Origin of the sequence: Arthrobacter sp. K5 (assembly GCF_040448525.1) — a bacterium.
GTDB classification, from domain to species: domain Bacteria; phylum Actinomycetota; class Actinomycetes; order Actinomycetales; family Micrococcaceae; genus Arthrobacter; species Arthrobacter globiformis.
Genome location: NZ_CP159279.1, coordinates 3031011 through 3048702, shown reverse-complemented (window position 1 = coordinate 3048702; position 17692 = coordinate 3031011). Strand labels below are relative to the sequence as shown.

12 protein-coding genes are annotated in these 17692 nt (G+C 61.9%); 8 read left to right on the top strand and 4 right to left on the bottom strand.

Annotated features, from left to right (window positions below):
- Positions 1 to 42 precede the first annotated feature (42 nt).
- Together dnaN and dnaA are read right to left on the bottom strand one after the other, a co-directional pair.
- Positions 43 to 1167 carry a DNA polymerase III subunit beta gene (gene dnaN, locus ABRP34_RS13760; protein ID WP_003800218.1) on the bottom strand — a complete coding sequence of 375 codons (1125 nt, stop codon included), beginning with the start codon at positions 1165 to 1167 and terminating at the stop codon, positions 43 to 45.
- Positions 1168 to 1704: 537 nt separating this feature from the next.
- Complete coding sequence (gene dnaA / locus ABRP34_RS13755; protein ID WP_003800214.1) at positions 1705 to 3126, bottom strand: chromosomal replication initiator protein DnaA; 1422 nt, start codon at positions 3124 to 3126, stop codon at positions 1705 to 1707.
- 471 nt (positions 3127 to 3597) lie between these two features.
- On the opposite strand from dnaA, the gene rpmH reads away from it, so the two are divergent.
- The 8 genes from rpmH (at position 3598) to ABRP34_RS13715 (ending at position 9362) form a co-directional block, all read left to right on the top strand.
- A complete protein-coding gene (gene rpmH / locus ABRP34_RS13750) occupies positions 3598 to 3735 on the top strand; it encodes a 50S ribosomal protein L34 (RefSeq protein ID WP_003800212.1) in 138 nt (45 codons plus the stop codon).
- A 40-nt stretch (positions 3736 to 3775) separates the two neighbouring features.
- Positions 3776 to 4201, top strand: a complete 426-nt coding sequence (gene rnpA / locus ABRP34_RS13745) for a ribonuclease P protein component (RefSeq protein ID WP_083839604.1) — start codon at positions 3776 to 3778, stop codon at positions 4199 to 4201.
- Entirely contained in the window at positions 4194 to 4589 is a 396-nt protein-coding gene (gene yidD, locus ABRP34_RS13740) for a membrane protein insertion efficiency factor YidD (protein ID WP_003800208.1), read from the top strand. Before rnpA ends, yidD begins: the two co-directional genes overlap by 8 nt.
- Before the next feature lie 16 nt (positions 4590 to 4605).
- Positions 4606 to 5586, top strand: a complete 981-nt coding sequence (gene yidC / locus ABRP34_RS13735; protein WP_353710599.1) for a membrane protein insertase YidC — start codon at positions 4606 to 4608, stop codon at positions 5584 to 5586.
- A complete protein-coding gene (locus ABRP34_RS13730; RefSeq protein ID WP_353710598.1) occupies positions 5586 to 6149 on the top strand; it encodes a R3H domain-containing nucleic acid-binding protein in 564 nt (187 codons plus the stop codon). The genes yidC and ABRP34_RS13730 overlap by 1 nt, the downstream gene beginning before the upstream one ends.
- 19 nt (positions 6150 to 6168) lie before the next feature.
- Complete coding sequence (gene rsmG, locus ABRP34_RS13725; RefSeq protein WP_043418200.1) at positions 6169 to 6819, top strand: 16S rRNA (guanine(527)-N(7))-methyltransferase RsmG; 651 nt, start codon at positions 6169 to 6171, stop codon at positions 6817 to 6819.
- A gap of 85 nt (positions 6820 to 6904) precedes the next feature.
- A complete protein-coding gene (locus ABRP34_RS13720) occupies positions 6905 to 7957 on the top strand; it encodes a ParA family protein (RefSeq protein ID WP_353710597.1) in 1053 nt (350 codons plus the stop codon).
- Positions 7958 to 8024: 67 nt separating this feature from the next.
- A complete protein-coding gene (locus tag ABRP34_RS13715; protein WP_353710596.1) occupies positions 8025 to 9362 on the top strand; it encodes a ParB/RepB/Spo0J family partition protein in 1338 nt (445 codons plus the stop codon).
- A gap of 6964 nt (positions 9363 to 16326) precedes the next feature.
- On the opposite strand, the gene trxA is transcribed toward ABRP34_RS13715, so the two are convergent.
- Together trxA and trxB are read right to left on the bottom strand one after the other, a co-directional pair.
- Positions 16327 to 16653, bottom strand: coding sequence for a thioredoxin (gene trxA, locus ABRP34_RS13710; protein ID WP_003800194.1), 327 nt, complete (start codon positions 16651 to 16653; stop codon positions 16327 to 16329).
- A gap of 38 nt (positions 16654 to 16691) precedes the next feature.
- Positions 16692 to 17648 (bottom strand): thioredoxin-disulfide reductase, encoded by a 957-nt coding sequence (trxB, locus tag ABRP34_RS13705; RefSeq protein ID WP_003800192.1) that lies wholly within the window; start codon positions 17646 to 17648, stop codon positions 16692 to 16694.
- Positions 17649 to 17692: the final 44 nt, after the last annotated feature.

The following is a 17692-nucleotide window of genomic DNA, read 5'->3' as shown; positions in this document are numbered from 1 at the left end:
AACGCTGGGAAGCCCCTCAGCTGCTACCTAGTTGGGTGTGGGTTAGTTGGGGAGGCGCACCGGCATCACGAGGTAGCGGTAGTCGTCCTGGTCTTCGCCTTCGATGTCGTTCTGCGCTGTGATCATGGCGGGCTTCGGTGCCGTGGTGAAGGAAAAGCGCACAAACTTGGTTTCAATGACGCTGAGGCCTTCAACCAGGTAGTGCGGGTTGAAGGCAACGGTGATGTCTTCGCCGGACAGCTGTGCTTCGAGCTCTTCGGAGGCCTGGGCGTCCTCGCCGGTGCCGGCGTCGAGGTGCAGCTGGCCCTGGGTGAACGCGAGCCGGACCGGGGTGTTGCGTTCCGCCACGAGCGAGACGCGCCGGACGGCCTCGACGAGCTCCTGGGTCTGAACGGTGGCGTGAATCGGCGTGGAATCCGGGAACAGCGAGCGGATCTTGGGGTAATCGCCGTCGACCAGCAGCGACGTGGTGGTGCGGCCGCCGCTCTCAAAGCCGATAAGGCGGCTGTCGTCGTCGGCAATGGCGAGGTTGATGTCACCGCTGCCGCCCAAAGTCTTGGCAACCTCGTTCAGCGTCTTGGCTTTGACCAAGGCACTGGTGGAGATGCCCGGTGTGACGGGCTTCCAGGGAACTTCCCGCATGGCGAGCCGGTAACGGTCCGTAGCCAGGAGGGTGATGAGGTCGTCCTCGATCTCCATCCGCACGCCAGTGAGGATCGGAAGGGTGTCGTCCTTGCTCGCGGCGATGATCACCTGGGAGACAGCCTGGGCGAACGCGTCACCTGCGACGGTTCCGGTGATGGTGGGCAGGGCAGGCAACGGCGGGTACTCGGCCTCGGGCATGGTTGCCAGGTGGAAGCTGCTTCGGCGGCAGGTGAGCGTCACCTTGTTGCCGTCGGTTTCGATGTCCACCGGCGCTGAGGGCAGGCTGCGGCAGATGTCCGCCAGGAGGCGGCCGGAGACCAGGATGGTGCCTTCCTCCCTGATGTCGGCAGGAATTTCAAGCCTAGCGGAGGTCTCGTAATCGAAGCTGGACAGGCTGACTGTCCCGGATTCGGCCTTGAGAAGGAGGCCGGAGAGCACGGGTACGGGCGGCCGCGGAGACAACGACCGGGCTGTCCATGTGACGGCTTCTGCCAGGACGTCCCGTTCGACTCTGAACTTCACGGAAGGGTGCCGCCTTTCATTGCTGCTGCCATTTTCTGAACGGGAACTCGCAAGGAGCCCATAAGACCGTTGCCCCCAAAGCCCTTGACCTGCATGGTCCACGCATGGCCGACCGCAAACAAACCCAGGGATGGGAGCGCTGCAGACAGCTTAGCCGGAACTACAAGGATTTCCCCATCCCCGCCAGTGACGCCGGCTCTGCCAGCGGCCAAGTGGCCGGTGCTTTGGCCGGTGCGGGGAGGTCGGGGATGGAGATTGTTGTTTGAGGGACTTCAACTTTTTGGGATTAGTAGTGTTAATAACTGCTGTGGAAACTGTGGATAACCCGGTTTCGCGGTGCAGATCCGCGGTTAAGCCCTGTTCATGGACTGTGGGTTCGGCACGTTTTAAACAGGCTGTGGATGGGGACAACATTTTTGGCCCGTTGCGGTGATCCACAGACGGCTTAAGGGTTTTAAGCCCATTAACCGCGGTTGTCCCCTTAACTGTCCACAGGGTTATCCACACGCGCCTGTTAATAAGGTTAAGAACCTCGGCTCAGGAGTCGCGCTGCTGCTGCTTGATGCGGTTGGTGAGCTCAGTAACCTGGTTGTAAATCACACGCCGCTCAGCCATGAGCTCACGGATTTTGCGGTCAGCGTGGATCACGGTGGTGTGGTCGCGGCCGCCGAGTTCCTGGCCGATCTTGGGCAGTGACATGTCGGTCAGCTCGCGGCACAGGTACATGGCGATCTGCCGTGCGGTCACCAGCGTCCGGGTCCGGGACTTGCTGCAGAGCTCCTCCATGCTGAGCTTGAAGTAGTCGGCCGTCTGCTGCAGGATCTGGCCCGACGTGATTTCCTGGGCGCCGTCGTCGGTGATGAGGTCCTTGAGCACCATCTCTGCCAGGGCCACATCCACCGGCTGGCGGTTGAGGCTGGCGAATGCCGTCACCCGGATGAGGGCGCCTTCGAGCTCGCGGATGTTGCTGGCGATCTTCGAAGCGATGTACTCCAGCGCGTCGTCCGGCGCGGAGAGGCCTTCGCTGAGCGCCTTCTTCCGGAGGATGGCGATGCGGGTTTCCAGTTCAGGCGGCTGGATGTCCGTCAGCAGACCCCACTCGAAGCGGGATTTCATCCGGTCCTCGAAGCCTGCCAGCAGCTTGGGCGGCTGGTCCGAGGTGATGACCACCTGCTTGTTGTTGTTGTGCAGCGAGTTGAATGTGTGGAAGAACTCCTCCAGCGTCCGGTCCTTGCCGGCCAGGAACTGGATGTCGTCGATCAGCAGGACGTCGACGTTGCGGTACGTCGTCTTGAAGCTGGCGCCTTCATCGTCACGGATCGAGTTGATGAAGTCGTTGGTGAATTCCTCGGAGTTGACGTACCTGACGCGGATCCCGCTGTACAGGCGGCGGGCGTAGTGGCCGATGGCGTGCAGCAGGTGCGTTTTGCCCAGGCCGGAGTCACCGTAAATGAACAGCGGGTTGTAGGCCTTGGCAGGGGCTTCCGCCACGGCGACGGCGGCGGCATGGGCAAACCGGTTGGAGGATCCGATCACGAAGGTGTCGAAAACGTACTTGGGGTTGAGGCGGCCGAATTCGTGTGAGGTGCTCGGCAGCATGGGCTGCGGCTTCTGCTCAATGGACGGATCGTTTGCGAGGGAAAGCTCGACGGCGGGTTCCGGCTCCTCGTGGATGGGCACCAGATCGGTGTCCACGTCGATCGCGCAGCGGATGTCGTCCGAGAAGACGTTGCGGAGCGCGTCATCGAGAGCGTCCTTGACCTGCGTCTGGAGCACTTCCCGGGTCAGCTCGTTCGGGACTGCGACGAGAAGGGTGGAACCGATGAGGCCCTGGGCCTGCGCGAGGATGACAAAGCCGCGCTGCCGGGGCGAAACGCGGTCGTCCTGTTCGAGAAGGGTCACCACGCGCCGCCAGGAACTTCCGACAGTGTTGGCGTGGTTGGCTTCGTCTACTGTCATCAAATTTGGTTCCTCAAAGCTTGCTGCCTGCATTACATGCAGCCGCAAGCCTGGAACCAGGGTGCTGGCCCGGCTTAATCCACAGGGTTATGCACAGTCCGTGGATAATCGGCTACTGAGACACTCTAGGGGATGAAAAGCCTAGAAGATAGCTGGGAAGTGCCTTGTGGATAATTACACCGTTGTGGTTCGAAAACAGCGGTTGTGAGCCGCTTCATCCACAGGTTCTCAACGCCGTTAGCCACAGCTGGGGAAACACGCCGGGCAGCCGGCTGGTTTGACTCCCGGCGGCGTTTTGCCCTAACGTTGTGGAGTCCTTTGTGCCTGCTTTCTGACCCTATTTTGAACTTCCGGACACTCCGTGTGTTCCGGGAAATTCAGGGGAAGCAGACACATACAAAACTTAGCGTCGGCCAGTTCTTCCCCTTACTGATCGGGTGGGCGCACCTTTGATCCACTGGAGTAACTAACGTGAGCAAGCGGACTTTTCAGCCGAATAACCGCCGTCGGGCCAAGAAGCACGGCTTCCGCCTTCGTATGCGCACCCGTGCCGGCCGTGCCATTCTGGCCGCCCGCCGTGGCAAGGGCCGCACCGAACTGTCGGCCTAAATACTGACTTGTCGGTCTTCTTCCTTCTGCGAGATTAGCGGTGCTTGCCACCAGGAACCGCCTGAGGACTTCAACCGATTTTTCAACAACTGTACGTTCCGGCGTCCGCAATGGACGCCGGAACGTAGTGTTATATACGGCAACTATTGGAGCCGACGAGCCCAGCCGCATCGGGTTCATCGTTTCCAAGGCTGTCGGGAACGCTGTTGCCAGGAACCTCGTTAAGAGGAGACTTAGAGAAGCCGGCGCTGTCTCGCTGCACGAGTACGGCACCGGATTCGCTATTGTGGTGCGTGCTTTGCCCGCCTCCGCAACAGCCAGCTGGGATGAACTCCTGGCGGATTACAACGCCGCCTTGGAAAACACCATGAGGCGGCTGGCTGGCCGCCTTCCGGCGGTGACCGGAAAACGGCCAGCTGGAACGCCAACGGACGCAACAACACAGGAAGGGACACAGCGTGCTTGACCCGACTGCCGCCGTCGTCCATTCCCCCAAGTCCGCAGCAGCGGCCGCTGGCAGCTTCATCTGGAACCTGCCCCGCAATATCCTCATTCTTCTGCTTCTGGCCTACCGCAAGGTGGTTTCGCCCTTGTACGGCCAGGTCTGCCGCTTCTTTCCCTCCTGCTCGGCCTACGCGCTTGAAGCAGTCACAGTCCACGGCGCCGTTAAAGGCAGCTGGCTGGCGGCCAGGCGCCTGGCACGCTGCCATCCGTGGAACGCCGGTGGCGTGGACCATGTCCCCGCCGGCCACCGGGAATGGCCTGAAAACCGGACCCCCAGAATTGTTGTGCTGAATAACCCGGACAAGTACCTGGCTGCTCAGACTGATGGAGAAGGCCGCACTGCGGCCTGACGAATAGGGATATCGTATGGACTTCTTTGAAACAATCATGTTTCCGTTCAAGTGGCTTGTGTCCATCATCATGGTGGGCTTCCATGAGGGCCTGACTGCCATCGGGCTGCCTGCGGCCTCCGGCTGGACCTGGACCCTGTCCATCATCGGGCTCGTGCTCGTGATCCGGGCCGCCCTGATCCCCGTGTTCGTCAAGCAGATCAAGGCCCAGCGCGGCATGCAGCTGCTGCAGCCGGACCTGAAGAAGCTGCAGGACAAGTACAAGGGCAAGACCGACCAGCTCTCCCGCCAGGCCATGGCGCAGGAGCAGATGGCCATGTACAAGAAGCACGGGACCAACCCGTTCTCGGCCTGCCTGCCGATGCTGATTCAGATGCCGTTCTTCTTTGCACTGTTCCAGGTGCTGTCCGGCGTTTCGAATGCCAGCTCCAGCGGTCAGGGCATTGGTGCCATGAGCGCGAACCAGGTCCAGCAGTTCGACAAGTCCAGCATTTTCGGCGCCCCGCTGTCTGCGACCCTGCTCCACGGCACGCCCCCGGGCGGCAACGAGGTGGCCGTGTGGGTCCTGTCCATTCTGATGATCCTGGCGATGACGGCGTCCCAGTTCATCACCCAGAAGCAGATCATGGCCAAGAACATGTCCGAAGAGGCCATGGCCAGCCCGTTCATGCGCCAGCAGAAGATGATGCTGTACATCCTGCCCATCGTTTTCGGTGTGGGCGGCATTAACTTCCCCATCGGTGTCCTGATCTACTGGACCACCACCAACCTGTGGACCATGGGCCAGCAGTTCTTTGTCATTCGCCGCATGCCGACGCCGGGATCCCCCGCCGCCAAGGCCCTCGCCGAGCGCCGTGCCGCCAAGGGCCTTCCGGCCCTCCCCATCCTCGGCGGCAAGAAGGTCGACGCCGAAGCGGAAGCAGCTGCCGCCGCTGCGGTTGCGCAGGCCCGGACGCAGCGCATTCAGCCACAACGTAAGAACAGGAAGAAGAAGTAATGTCTGTTGAGAGCTCTGAACACGCACTTTCCGCTGAGGCCAGCGAAGACCAGGACTCCGTTGCCGGCACCGTGAACGCGGGCAAGGGCACGTCGGCAAGCCGCCTGGAAGAAGAGGGCGACGTGGCCGCCGACTACCTTGAGGAACTGCTGGACATTGCCGATATCGACGGCGACATCGACATTGAGGTCCGGAACGGACGCACCTACATCTCGATCGTGGCCGAGGAAGAATCCGCCGGGCTCGAAAGCCTCGTGGGACGCGACGGCGAGGTGCTGGAAGCCCTGCAGGAACTGACCCGGCTCTCCGTTCTTTCCGCGACGGAAAACCGCTCTCGCCTGGTGCTCGACATCAACGGCTACCGCAAGGAACGCGCTGGCCACCTGCAGAAAATCGCCGAGGACGCCGTCGCCAGCGTCAAGGAAAACGGCGAGGCCGTGGCGCTGGAGCCCATGAGTGCCTACGAGCGGAAGATCGTCCACGACGCCGTCGCCGACCTTGGATTCGTCAGCGAGTCCGAGGGCGAGGGTGCAGGCCGGCACATCGTCGTTTCCGCCGACTGAACCGTTGGCTGACGTACTGATGGTTGAAATGACGGCTGCCGAGCGCCTGGCGGCGGAGAAGATCTTCGGCGACCGCCTGGGCCTGGCTGAACGGTATGTCGAACACCTGGCGACGTCCGGGACCGAGCGCGGACTGATTGGTCCGCGGGAAATCCCCAGGCTCTGGGGACGCCATGTCCTGAACTGCGCGGTGATCGAAAGTGAAATTCCGCAGGGAAGCCACGTGGCCGACGTCGGAAGCGGCGCCGGCCTTCCGGGCCTCTGCCTGGCCATTGCCCGTCCTGACCTCGAGCTGACCCTCATCGAACCGCTGGAACGCCGGGTGATCTGGCTGCAGGAAGTGGTTGACGATCTGGGGTTGGGCAACGTCACGGTTATGCGCACTCGCGCCGAACTTGCCGTTGGCATGGTGACGGCCGACGTCGTAACGGCCCGGGCAGTGTCCGCACTGAGCAACCTTGCAGGCCTCACCATTCCGCTGCTCGGCGGTGAAGGTGAAGTCGTGGCCATCAAGGGCCGCAGTGCCGGCGAGGAGATCGAAAAGGCAGCCAAGGCCATCCGCAAGCTTGGCGGCGTGGAGACCTCGGTGGTCACCGTGGGCCAGGACCTGCTCGAGGAACCCACCACGGTGGTGCGGATCGTAGTTAAGAAGACCCAAAAGAGCGCCTAGCCCCGCAAGGTGCCGCGGGTCCTTAGGGTGTAGCGGTTAGGCTAGAGAACGGCAGTGAAAGCCGAACGAGAGTGAGTGTGTCCCAGTGACCAGTAGCGAAACCTCCACGCAGCGGATTCCCCCGTTCGTGTCCCTGGGGTCGGCGCGTGCCTTTGGCGTATCACCGGTCGCTACAACGGCAAATCAATTCAATCCGGTTGCTGGCACGGGAGCTGCCAAGGTTTCACGTGAAACTGCGGCCCGCGGGAACGTCTTGGACACACTGGATGACTCAAGCCCCATCGCCCGGGAACTCGCGCACGAGAACCGGCGTCGGGAGCGGCTCCTCGGCCGTAACCTGCCGAAACCGGAGAAGACGCGAATCTTCACAGTTTCAAACCAAAAGGGTGGCGTGGGTAAAACCACAACAACTGTGAACATCGCTGCGGCGCTGGCAGCGGCCGGCCTGAACGTGCTGGTCATCGACATCGACCCGCAGGGCAACGCGTCCACGGCTCTGGGCATTGAGCACCATGCCGACGTCGACAGCATCTATGACGTGCTGATCAATGATGTGGCGCTTGAAGACGTAGTGGCACAGTGCCCGGACATCAGCAACCTCATTTGCGCGCCGGCCACCATCCACTTGGCCGGCGCCGAGATCGAACTGGTCTCGCTGGTGGCACGGGAACAGCGCCTCCGCCGCGCCATCGACGTCTATGCCAAAGCCCGGCAGAAGAAGGGCGAGCAGCGGCTGGACTACATCTTCATTGACTGCCCGCCCAGCCTGGGGCTGCTGACGGTCAACGCCTTCTGCGCGGCCGGCGAAGTGCTCATCCCCATCCAGTGCGAATACTACGCACTCGAGGGCCTGAGCCAGCTGCTGAAGAACATCGAGATGATCCAGAAGCACCTGAACGCGGATCTGGAGGTCTCCACGATTCTGCTGACCATGTACGACGGGCGGACCAACCTGGCCGCCCAGGTCGCAGCGGAAGTCCGGCAGCACTTCCCGGACCAGGTCCTCGACGCCGTTGTCCCGCGCTCCGTCCGGATCTCCGAAGCGCCGAGTTACCAGCAGACTGTCATGACCTACGATCCATCCTCCAGCGGCGCGTTGTCCTACCTGGAAGCCGCAGCGGAAATCGCTGAGCGTTAGAATTTTCCAAACACAGCAACAGCCGGAGCCCGGCATAGCCGGGCTCTTCCGATGGAGGGAATCATCCATGAGCGATAAGCGACGCGGGCTCGGTCGCGGTCTTGGCGCACTCATTCCAAGTTCCGCTTCCGCAGGCGCTTCGGGTAACGGAGCAGCTCCGTCGCGCCCTGTGGATCTCTTCTTCCCGGAGGCGCGCAAGACGGCTGAACTCGTCCCTGCGGCAGAGCCGGACAAGTCTGTCCCCGACGAAGCCCCGGCTCGCCGGTCCGGCCGGAAGGCTGCGGAGTCTTCCGAAGCCCCGGAGCCGACCGAAGCGGATGCGAAGGATGCTTCGGATTCGGTGAAGGCCTCTTCTGCGAAGACCGCCGCTTCCCGGACCGGTGGCGCTTCGGGTGCCGCCGCGGATGCCGTCAAGAATGCTGTTGCGGCCAAAGCCGCCAAGGACGCTAAGAAGTCCGAGCCCGTTCGCCCGGACACGTCCGCCGTGGACGGGCCTCAGGACGACGCCGCTTCAGCCCAGGCTGCCGACGGCCGGCACGAGGCTGACTCCGCTGCTGTCCCCGACAACGGCGTCGATCTCGTCGAGGTGCCCGGCGTGCGTTTCGCTGAAATCCCGGTTACTGACATCCATCCCAACCGCAAGCAGCCGCGAACCGTCTTCGATGAGGACGACATGGCGGAGCTTGTTCACTCCGTTCGGGAAATAGGCGTCCTCCAGCCAATTGTGGTGCGTACTTCAACCGAAAAGGGTGGAGAACCGTACGAGCTGGTGATGGGTGAACGTCGGTGGCGTGCAGTCCAGGCCGCCGGACTCTCCACGATCCCGGCGATTGTCCGTGACACGACGGATGATGACCTGCTCCGGGACGCGCTTCTGGAGAACCTCCACCGCAGCCAGCTAAATCCGCTCGAAGAGGCTGCCGCGTACCAGCAGCTGCTTGAGGACTTTGGCACAACGCACGAGCAGCTGGCTGACCGCATCGGACGCTCCCGCCCGCAGGTCTCCAACACTCTGCGTTTGTTGAAGCTTCCCCCGCTGGTCCAGCGTCGTGTGGCAGCCAATGTGCTCTCGGCCGGCCACGCCCGGGCCCTCCTCTCGCTTCCCGACGCAGCCTCCATGGAACGCCTGGCCCAGAAGATCGTGGCTGAGGGCATGTCGGTCCGTGCCACCGAGGAAGCGGTAACGCTACACCGCGAACCCGCAACGCCGGCCAAGAACAACATCCCCCGCCCTGGTGCACGCCACGAGCGGTTGGACTACCTGGCCTCCTCGCTCTCGGACAGGCTGGACACAAACGTGAAAATCTCGCTCGGAGCGCGCAAGGGCCGCGTGAGCATCGAGTTCGCAAGTGTTGAAGACCTCAACCGGATCATGGATGTTCTTGCACCGGGAGCCGACAACTAAGGTACTAGTCGAAGATTGGGGTCCGTTCGAATGAACGGGCCCTTTTCTATTCCTTCGCGCGGACCCTGGCGAGGATAGTCGATGCCTTTGACTGTCTAGCTAGCCCCAGGAACGACTGCGCAGCCGGGATGGATCGCAAAACGGCTTTCGCGCTACTGGACCTGGTGTTTGGGAAGGACGGCACTGGGGGGTTGATTCCCTCCTGGGCTGTTTATGAGGCCGGCCTCCAGACGAACAGTGCTGCTCAACGGCTTTCTTCGATGCCGATGGTCGTTTCACGTGGAGACGAGAATGACTGGCTCCAGAGGTGCGGCAATGGCACGTTTTGATACCCAAGGCCAGTGCGCTCAGCTGCATCTCGCTTTGCGGGTTGTGGTTACCGCCCGATGCCCTCCCCAATGTGATCGATGCGCTGCATTAGAGGGTCTGTGGAAAACCCGGTCGTGCCGGTCGGATGATGGTGCGATGGCCGCTTCGCCGCGCCAGGTTTGAGTATTCAGACCGACGTCCGGGGTTTTGTGCGGGTTTAGGTCGACTCCTCACGGCGTCTCGACCAATTGCGGATGTTGGCCGGCACCATGCAGGCAGTCCCCTAGCAGCTCCTACCCGGGGCCCGTTCCACGTCCTCTGTGCCCTCTACGCGTCAAGGCTGGAGGGTCTTCCGCTTCCCGCACCTGCGTCGTGGGCTTGGGCCTCATGCGTTGCGGCGAATCCGAGATGGAATCATGCGTGCCTTTGTCGTCGTCATGGCCCGCACACCTGCAACTCATGATGACACTGGGTGCAGTGCAGGCTGGTGCTGTGTGTTTGCCTGGTTAGACGCAGGAGTGGCTTTGGGACTTGGTGCATGTTTCACGTGAAACTCCGGGCTAGCTGCCTGTTATAGCCTGCCTTCAAGATCCTCAACAACCGTTCCCAGAGCCTCAAGGGCCGCTCTCTCGCTGGTGCCAGTGTGGCCGGTGCAGCAGGTCCAGGATGAGCTCTTGCGGTTTGGGCCTCCGACGCTACCGGGAGTGCGCTGGATACCTGCCGGTTCTATGTTCGCTCGGTACGTTCAGTCAGGACACGTCGTCGGGTTGCAACGAAGGGAGCTGCGATTCGCATCAGAGAATGGCGTCGCATCGAGGATGCCTGCCAACAGCGCGCGACGGCGCAGCTACACAAACACCGCGGTCGTCATCTCGTGAGTCCAGGACCGGGTCTGGTGGATTCGGATCGCTTGATTTTGCATGGGTCCGATGTGTCGTTGGCCGGCTTTTGTAATGCTCCGGCGGGCCAGGTGGCATCGCATAATCCCGTTTCGTTTCACGTGAAACACGGGGTCAGGGAAGGGGCGGGGTCTGGTGCGAGTCGTGGCTGTGGTCACGGTCCACACAGGTGGGCGTGCCTCCGCCATTGGGCGCCGCTTGTTTCACGTGAAACAAGCGCAGCCACATGCTCCGGGGTGTGCCAGCGAGCGACCGACAAATGTGGATCCAACGCCAGAGCGGCCTGAGTTCGGCGGGCGCCTGCCTTGGTGTGCTGTTCCGCAGTCTGAACTGGATGACGGTATGCCGCTACGCCATTCATCGCAAGTGCGCGTAGCCAACGTGCGTATCGAGTGGACAAGGTGCTAACGGCTTCGTGGGGATGCTTAAGCTGCTCTCCTCCCCCTAGCGTCCCCGGGGTGGAGACGCAGACACGTAGCTGCAGAGGGACGCGGACTCGGTCATCAGTTGCGTCCGGCTGGCAAACGAACGACGGGGACCGAAGGAACCGCAATAGGCGGGAGTATCACCCGGACGTAGAACCGCTTCGTAGCTACAGGCTCGATGGCTGAGGGCGCTAAGGACGGGTTCCGCAGGTGCTATACAAGGTCCTGCCAGCATTCGTATCCCCCGTGTTCGCGGTCATCCGGGCATGCGGGCCTCTCCCCGCGGCCTGACAGGGTATTGTGTCAGCCCAGTGGGCGGGCACCGCAACGCACACAGCTCCTTCAAGGACAGGTCGTGCCATGCTTCGCTGATCCCCTGGCGTCTGGTTTCTTGTCCCCTTCCATGAACGATCTACGTCGAGCCTTGCAACGCGGCGTCCGTCCATCCGAGGGTGGCCATCCTCGGGCCGGCTTCCATCATGATTCGCGGCGCCTACCGCCGACGTGGCCTCGTCCCAACTGCAGCGGCTGGGCGCCGCTCTCCCGTCGCCCGGCCCGTTCCACGTTTCACGTGAAACACTCGGGCCTCGTTTCTCTGCTTTGGTAGCTGGCAGCCGGCGCAGAATCGTGAATCATCCCCAGCTGAGCCAAGTGGAGGCCAACCCTATATCCGTGGCAGCGTGGAAGCGCAGCGCTCCCTCCGAAGGGAATGTTGCTCAGGTCCACCCGAAATTCCCGGGAGCGACGGCCGACTGGGGCATGACGAGAACTCTGCAATCCCCCAACTATGCCCGGCCACATTGGGTGGCCCTGTCGCGGAATCGTGTCAGCTCTGGGTCCGATCTCGCAGATAAGGGCTTCCCGCCAGTGCACCAAGGCTTTGGTCCAGGCTGGTAAAGAAGCCCGGGCCAGTACCGACATTCTGGTCGTCCTGGCAGAATCCGGCGTATCTGGCTCGCCTCTACCCGATCTGGTGCAGCACCAGTTCCTAACCTCACCAACCCAGAATTGACCTCGCGTCCCACCGTTGTCGGCATCCGTGTGGTACAGCATCGACTCGTCAGTCACTGAAGTCATTGGCCTGGAGCGAGACCGGTTCGGCCTGTGTTTATGTTGCGGGACGACCTCCCGACGACCAGGCGTGTCGGCTAATTTCGCTGGTGACAAGCCGGTGGATAACGCTGTGGATAACCTTGTGGATAAAGCTGGGGATATGACACAGGTCGCGGGGCTCTAGTGCGATGTCGGCCAATGCGGCTAGGCCCGGGCTATGTTGGTCCTAGTCGGCATCTGACGTGGACGTTTCACGTGAAACGCATCGCCTACGCTGGGGCCGCGTTCCGCCGCGCCCCAAGGCGGCTTCCGAAGGGTGATCATCTACCTGAATCCGTAGTTTGTCCCGCGTGCGGCGCCAAAACTGGCCTGAGCCATCCCCCCGGGTGGCCGGCAAAGTTCGTGAACGCAATTTGGTGGCTCGGGCGTCCACGACTTGCGGCATCCGTGATTGTAGTCACGTATGGCCCGGTGGATCCACAGGCTGGGTGAGGAGGTTGTGGATAACCCTGTGAATTTGGCTGTGGATAAAGGTGTGAATAATGTCATGGTGAGTCTCACCATATCGGCACGTGACGTAACCGAACTGGCCTCAGCGTCGGTCGTGCCGTGAGCCTCGTCCGGAGTTCCTGACCGAGTTCGGGGGGCAAAGGCAGAACCCAGATGCCGATGGGTGCCCCACTGATGCGGTCTTGAGCGAGGTGGCGCGCGACTTTGAATTGCCAACCCAGAGCCGACGCCGGCTGGCCAGTGCTGGGAGCTGGACTTATCCAGCTCCCAGGAGCAAAGAGGGATGTGCCTTCTTGAACCACGCTGGACCTTGCTGGATTGGCTGGTGATGTCCGGAGCGCAGTTGCGATGATCCCCAGCCGCTGAGCCGACCAACCTGCGCCATCCTCAATGGTGACGGGGCGGAATTCAACGCTGCGGTCATTCGGCACTGCATGTAGAACCGCACCATCGCGTGTTGCCCTGACACTCCGGCAGTACCCGCCGCTCGTACGTTCCACGGGTACAGTGCTCCCTGGGCTCGGCTGCGTCTTGAAAATCGGCGCGAGATTGCCCTATGCGTAGCGGGTCTCGATCGACCGGCTACCCGGTCCACCACGTACTGGGACGCTGTAGCCCAGGTCCCATGGTCCGCCAGTCGCTTCTGTTGCCCCGGGCGGACGGTGCACCGGTGGTGAGAGGACAGGGTACGAACGAAGTGGGAGGCCGGGATGCTGCTGCCCCACCCCTGACTTGTCGACTTCTCTCGAGGTTCCGGCGTAAGAGGCTCCACGTGCGGCTGACTGTTGTGGGGCCGCCCAGGTGCTTCGATTCGGGATCGGGCCTGCGTACTGAATCGCCGCCAAATGCAAAGCTTGCTTTGCTTCGATTTGCATTGCGTCGGCGGCTATGGCGCGGTTGGCATCCGCAGCCTCTCAGCAGGCCAAGGCCTGTGGCCATGAAGAGCCCGTCCACACGAAGGTATCGTACGAGGTGACGCGGGAGCCGGAACCCGCCCGGCAGAATTCGGTGGAGAATCATGCTGGGGGACGTGCCGCGATATGCTCGACGCGTGGATGGCGTGGATGGCGTGGATGGCGTGGATGGATGGGGACCTGCGATGCCCTGGACGACTCTCTGGGCTAAAGACGCTTGCGACGACGGCCCTGCTTCAGCACTACTTGGCGCACACCGTTCAGTGCACCTGCGTTGTACGTCCAGCTCCTGTGTGAGCTCATCCGACGGGCTGATGCCTCGGGTCATCGTGTCTCTTCCTGTGCAGCGTCAGGTCGTGGGCCTCACAGTCCTGTCCTCACGTTTCACGTGAAACGTTGAGCCTGAGCCCAGCCGTCCCTCCCCCAAGGCGCATCGGATCGAGTATGTCACCGACCGCTGATCCGAATGCGGCTTCGCCGGGCGGTGGCCTCCGTACTCAGTGAGGCGTTCGGTGGCAGAGTCCGGTACGTAGTAGCCGGCAGGCCGGAGCGCCCTGGAACGCGAACGGACCGTTAGCACGTGCGGCTTATCAGAAGCTCAAACCAGGCGTCGCTCTAAGAACGGAGGCCTAAAGAACCCGCGCACCACCGCCCTTTTGATTCCAGGGTAGGGCGCCACTTGGCTGCCTGCGTGCCCGTGTTGGATCCGCACATCGCCGGCCTGCAGCGCTGTTTCACGTGAAACACGGACGCCGATCGATCACGTCCGAGCGGTCCGGAATGTACTCCTGCGCTCAAAATGAAGAGCACGGATCCGGCTAGACGCAGCCGGTGCTTCACACGAATGACGGTGCAGCAAGGCTTTGGCGGCGCGCCAGGATGACTAGCGAAGCCTAACGGCTACAGCAGTTGGCGGCATTCAGAATAGGCCTCCCGCCTTGTCCGTGTCGTCGAGGGCTGCAGCGTGCGCAACAAGATGCAATGAGGGCCGATCGGCAAGTCGAAGCTCTTGGGCCGGTTCCTGAAAGAGCCGCAGTCCAAGGAGCGGTGTCTCCACTGGTCCACGCGTGTATTCCGGATGCCTACCTTGCTTCGGCCGGCGACTGCTTCGGTGCACTGACGTGCTCTGCCTTAGTACACGAGGCCTTCAGTGCCCGAGCTCGATCCGGACCGAACCGATTCCGCGCTGTGTGCCAATGTCGCATTATGTACCGACGGTTCGACGAGGTGAGGCGTGTTCGTCGCTAAAAGAGGCGAAACCACGGATTCGCGGCCAGGCCGGTCTGAAGGCATCATCGACCGTAGCCAACGTTAGGCGTCTTTGTGTTCGCACGGCGGCTGGGTGTAACTCGCGGCTCGCCCTGCCCTGTTAGCAACTTGGCTACGTTGTTAGCCTGGAACGGAAGCCTAACCTGTTGTGGTTCAAGATTGCACGAATCCGATTATCTCTGAGATCCGGGTGAAGGGACGCTGCCCATTTTTGGGTCACCAGGTCAAAAGTACGGCCCACGGAAGAGTATTGCGCCGGCCCGGTGTTGGGGGTGCCCTGTCAGCCAGGCCAGGCCCGACTAGGCCGGGCCGGGAAACGCTGGGGAAGGGCGTGATTGGTGCTTCAGGATGTTCCAACCTGACGCGGGCAGGGCACTGGCGTGCTGAGCCGTCCGTGCAGGGTCGGGTCGATCTCAGATCGCGGCAGGCGCTGGTCCCTTAGGGGAGATCGAGTGGGGCTCTCTATTGCCGCCCGTGCTGGAGCCGATAACTGGCGGTAGGCGGCCGACTAATGCCCCGCGGCGATCATGTTTCACGTGAAACACGCATGCCGGAATAGGCATCCGGTCGGACATGGAGCCGGGATGGGTGGTGTCCCGGGAGGCTACGTTTGAGCCCGCCATGCTGCGTCCATGGGTAGCAGCGCAGTCACCGGTTTGCGCTGAGACTTCCAGATCTCCGCCAGGAGGCGTACCGCGGGCCAGATGGAGACGTGACTTTGATTCAGCAAATATGGAGCGCACATAATGGCGGGGCGGATGGTTTATGTTGATTAATGGTCCCTCCTCCGTATGGAACGGTGCCCGCTAACAAGGATTCCACGAGGAAGCTTGGCTACTGCGACAATCACCCCCAATGCCCGACCGTACACGTGGGAGCACGGGCCTGGTGCCGGGCCCCGGTAAGGAGCGGCGTTGTACGAAAAGAATCGATCCCGGGGATTTGGCGCGTATAGACGGAGACTTGTCATTTCTCGGCAGCGAGGCAGCGGAGGGCGGTGTCCGCGTGCTGCAGGGACGAGGGAACCCTCAGGCGGTGCGGGCAAGAACTACGGCCAAGAGTGCGCGAGACGGTCTGCGTCCCCGGAGTCAACCTGGCATGCTCCCCGCGTCCCAACAGTCGGCTGAGTCTACCCAGTTAGATAGGCCACCGCGAGTGACCCAGTTTCACGTGAAACATTGCCAGCGTACGGCTACATGCGTTTCTGGCTCCGGCTGGCATCGCGCGGCGTCGATCGCACCTGATCCGCCGCCGCCGCGACGCAAAATGCAGCGGTTCGATGGGGCGTATGGGTCAAGATCGCTTGTATCGAGACCTGTAACAGTCACAATGATTCTTGGCCAATGTATCGACAGAATGAGATTGAACCAGGTTACTTTACGACTCTCTCGAAGCCCCGCTCAGTCCAGAGGCTGGTGATGCCGCCGGCACTCAGTTGAAGGTGTCTCAAAATGAGCGAGACCCAGTTGAGTGATACCCAACAGGGACGCAAAAAGGTGGCCACCACTCCCCTGAGAGTGATGGCCACCTTTGCACGCCTAACGCCGGCGGTGCCTGTCAGGTTTCCCATCCAGGCCTGTTACGGCTAGGACAGAACGTCCGCGAATTCCTTCTCGAAGAACTGCTTCGGCTTTGCACCGATGACCGTGCTCTTCACTTCGCCGCCCTGGAACAGGTAGACGGCGGGAATGGAGGTGATGCCGTACTCCGCGGCGATCGCCGGGTTGTCATCAACATTCACCTTCACGACGTTGACCTTCTCGCCGTACTCCACCGAGATCTCATCCAGGATAGGACCCAGCTTCCGGCAAGGACCGCACCATTCGGCCCAGAAGTCAACGATTACCGGCTTGTCAGCGGCGAGTACGTCAGTGCTGAAGCTTGCGTCAGTTACATCTTTTGCGTTGCTCATAACCCTTGTCTCTCTCTTCGAATGATTTTCAGCGCCGGTCAGGCGTGAAGGTCTGCGAGGTAGTGCTCGACGTCGATCGCTGCGACACAGCCCGAGCCGGAAGCAGTGATCGCCTGGCGGTAGGTCGGGTCCACGACATCGCCGGCGGCGAAGACGCCCTTGATGCTCGTGCGGGAGCTGCGGCCTTCGACGGCGATGGTCCCGGCTTCCGTGATCTCCAGGCTGTCCTTGATGAGCTCGGTGCGCGGATCGTTGCCGATAGCCACGAAGACGCCGGTCACGGCCAGTTCTGACTCGGTGCCGTCGACCAGGTTCTTCAGCTTCAAGCCAGTGACCTTGTCTTCACCGAGGACGTCTTCAACGGCGGTATTCCACACGAAGTTGATCTTCTCGTGGGCCTGCGCGCGGTCGCCCATGATCTTGGATGCCTTCAGCGTGTCGCGGCGGTGCACCACAGTGACGGACTTGGCGAATTTGGTGAGGAAGAGTGCTTCCTCCATGGCAGAGTCGCCGCCGCCGATCACTGCGATGTCCTGGTCCTTGAAGAAGAAACCGTCGCAGGTTGCACACCAGCTGACACCGTGGCCGGAGAGCCGCTTTTCGTTGGCCAGGCCGAGCTCGCGGTACGCCGAACCGGTGGAAAGAATGATGGCGCGGGCGCGGAAGGTCTCCCCCGTCGCGATCGTGACAGTCTTGATGTCGCCGTCGAGATCCAGGGCGGTGACGTCTTCGAACTGGATCTCGGTGCCGAAGCGGGCGGCCTGCTTTTCGAAGTTCTCCATCAGGTCCGGACCCATGATGCCCTCGGGGAAGCCCGGGTAGTTCTCGACATCCGTGGTGTTCATGAGCTCACCGCCCGCAGTAACGGAGCCAGCCAGCAGCAGCGGCTTCAGGTTGGCGCGGGCCGTGTACACGGCGGCCGTGTAGCCTGCGGGGCCGGAGCCGACGATGATGACATCACGCACTTCTGACGCGCTGTTTTCTGCGGTGCTCACTGAACGGTGAACCTCTTCCTTTGTCGATGCGCCAGCCTTCCGGC

Coding starts and splice junctions, on each gene's coding strand:
- trxA (WP_003800194.1), bottom strand. CDS start 16,653: ATGAGCAACGCAAAAGATGTAACTGACGCAAGCTTCAGCACTGACGTA.
- ABRP34_RS13730 (WP_353710598.1), top strand. CDS start 5,586: ATGTCTGTTGAGAGCTCTGAACACGCACTTTCCGCTGAGGCCAGCGAA.
- ABRP34_RS13715 (WP_353710596.1), top strand. CDS start 8,025: ATGAGCGATAAGCGACGCGGGCTCGGTCGCGGTCTTGGCGCACTCATT.
- dnaA (WP_003800214.1), bottom strand. CDS start 3,126: ATGACAGTAGACGAAGCCAACCACGCCAACACTGTCGGAAGTTCCTGG.
- rsmG (WP_043418200.1), top strand. CDS start 6,169: ATGGTTGAAATGACGGCTGCCGAGCGCCTGGCGGCGGAGAAGATCTTC.
- yidC (WP_353710599.1), top strand. CDS start 4,606: ATGGACTTCTTTGAAACAATCATGTTTCCGTTCAAGTGGCTTGTGTCC.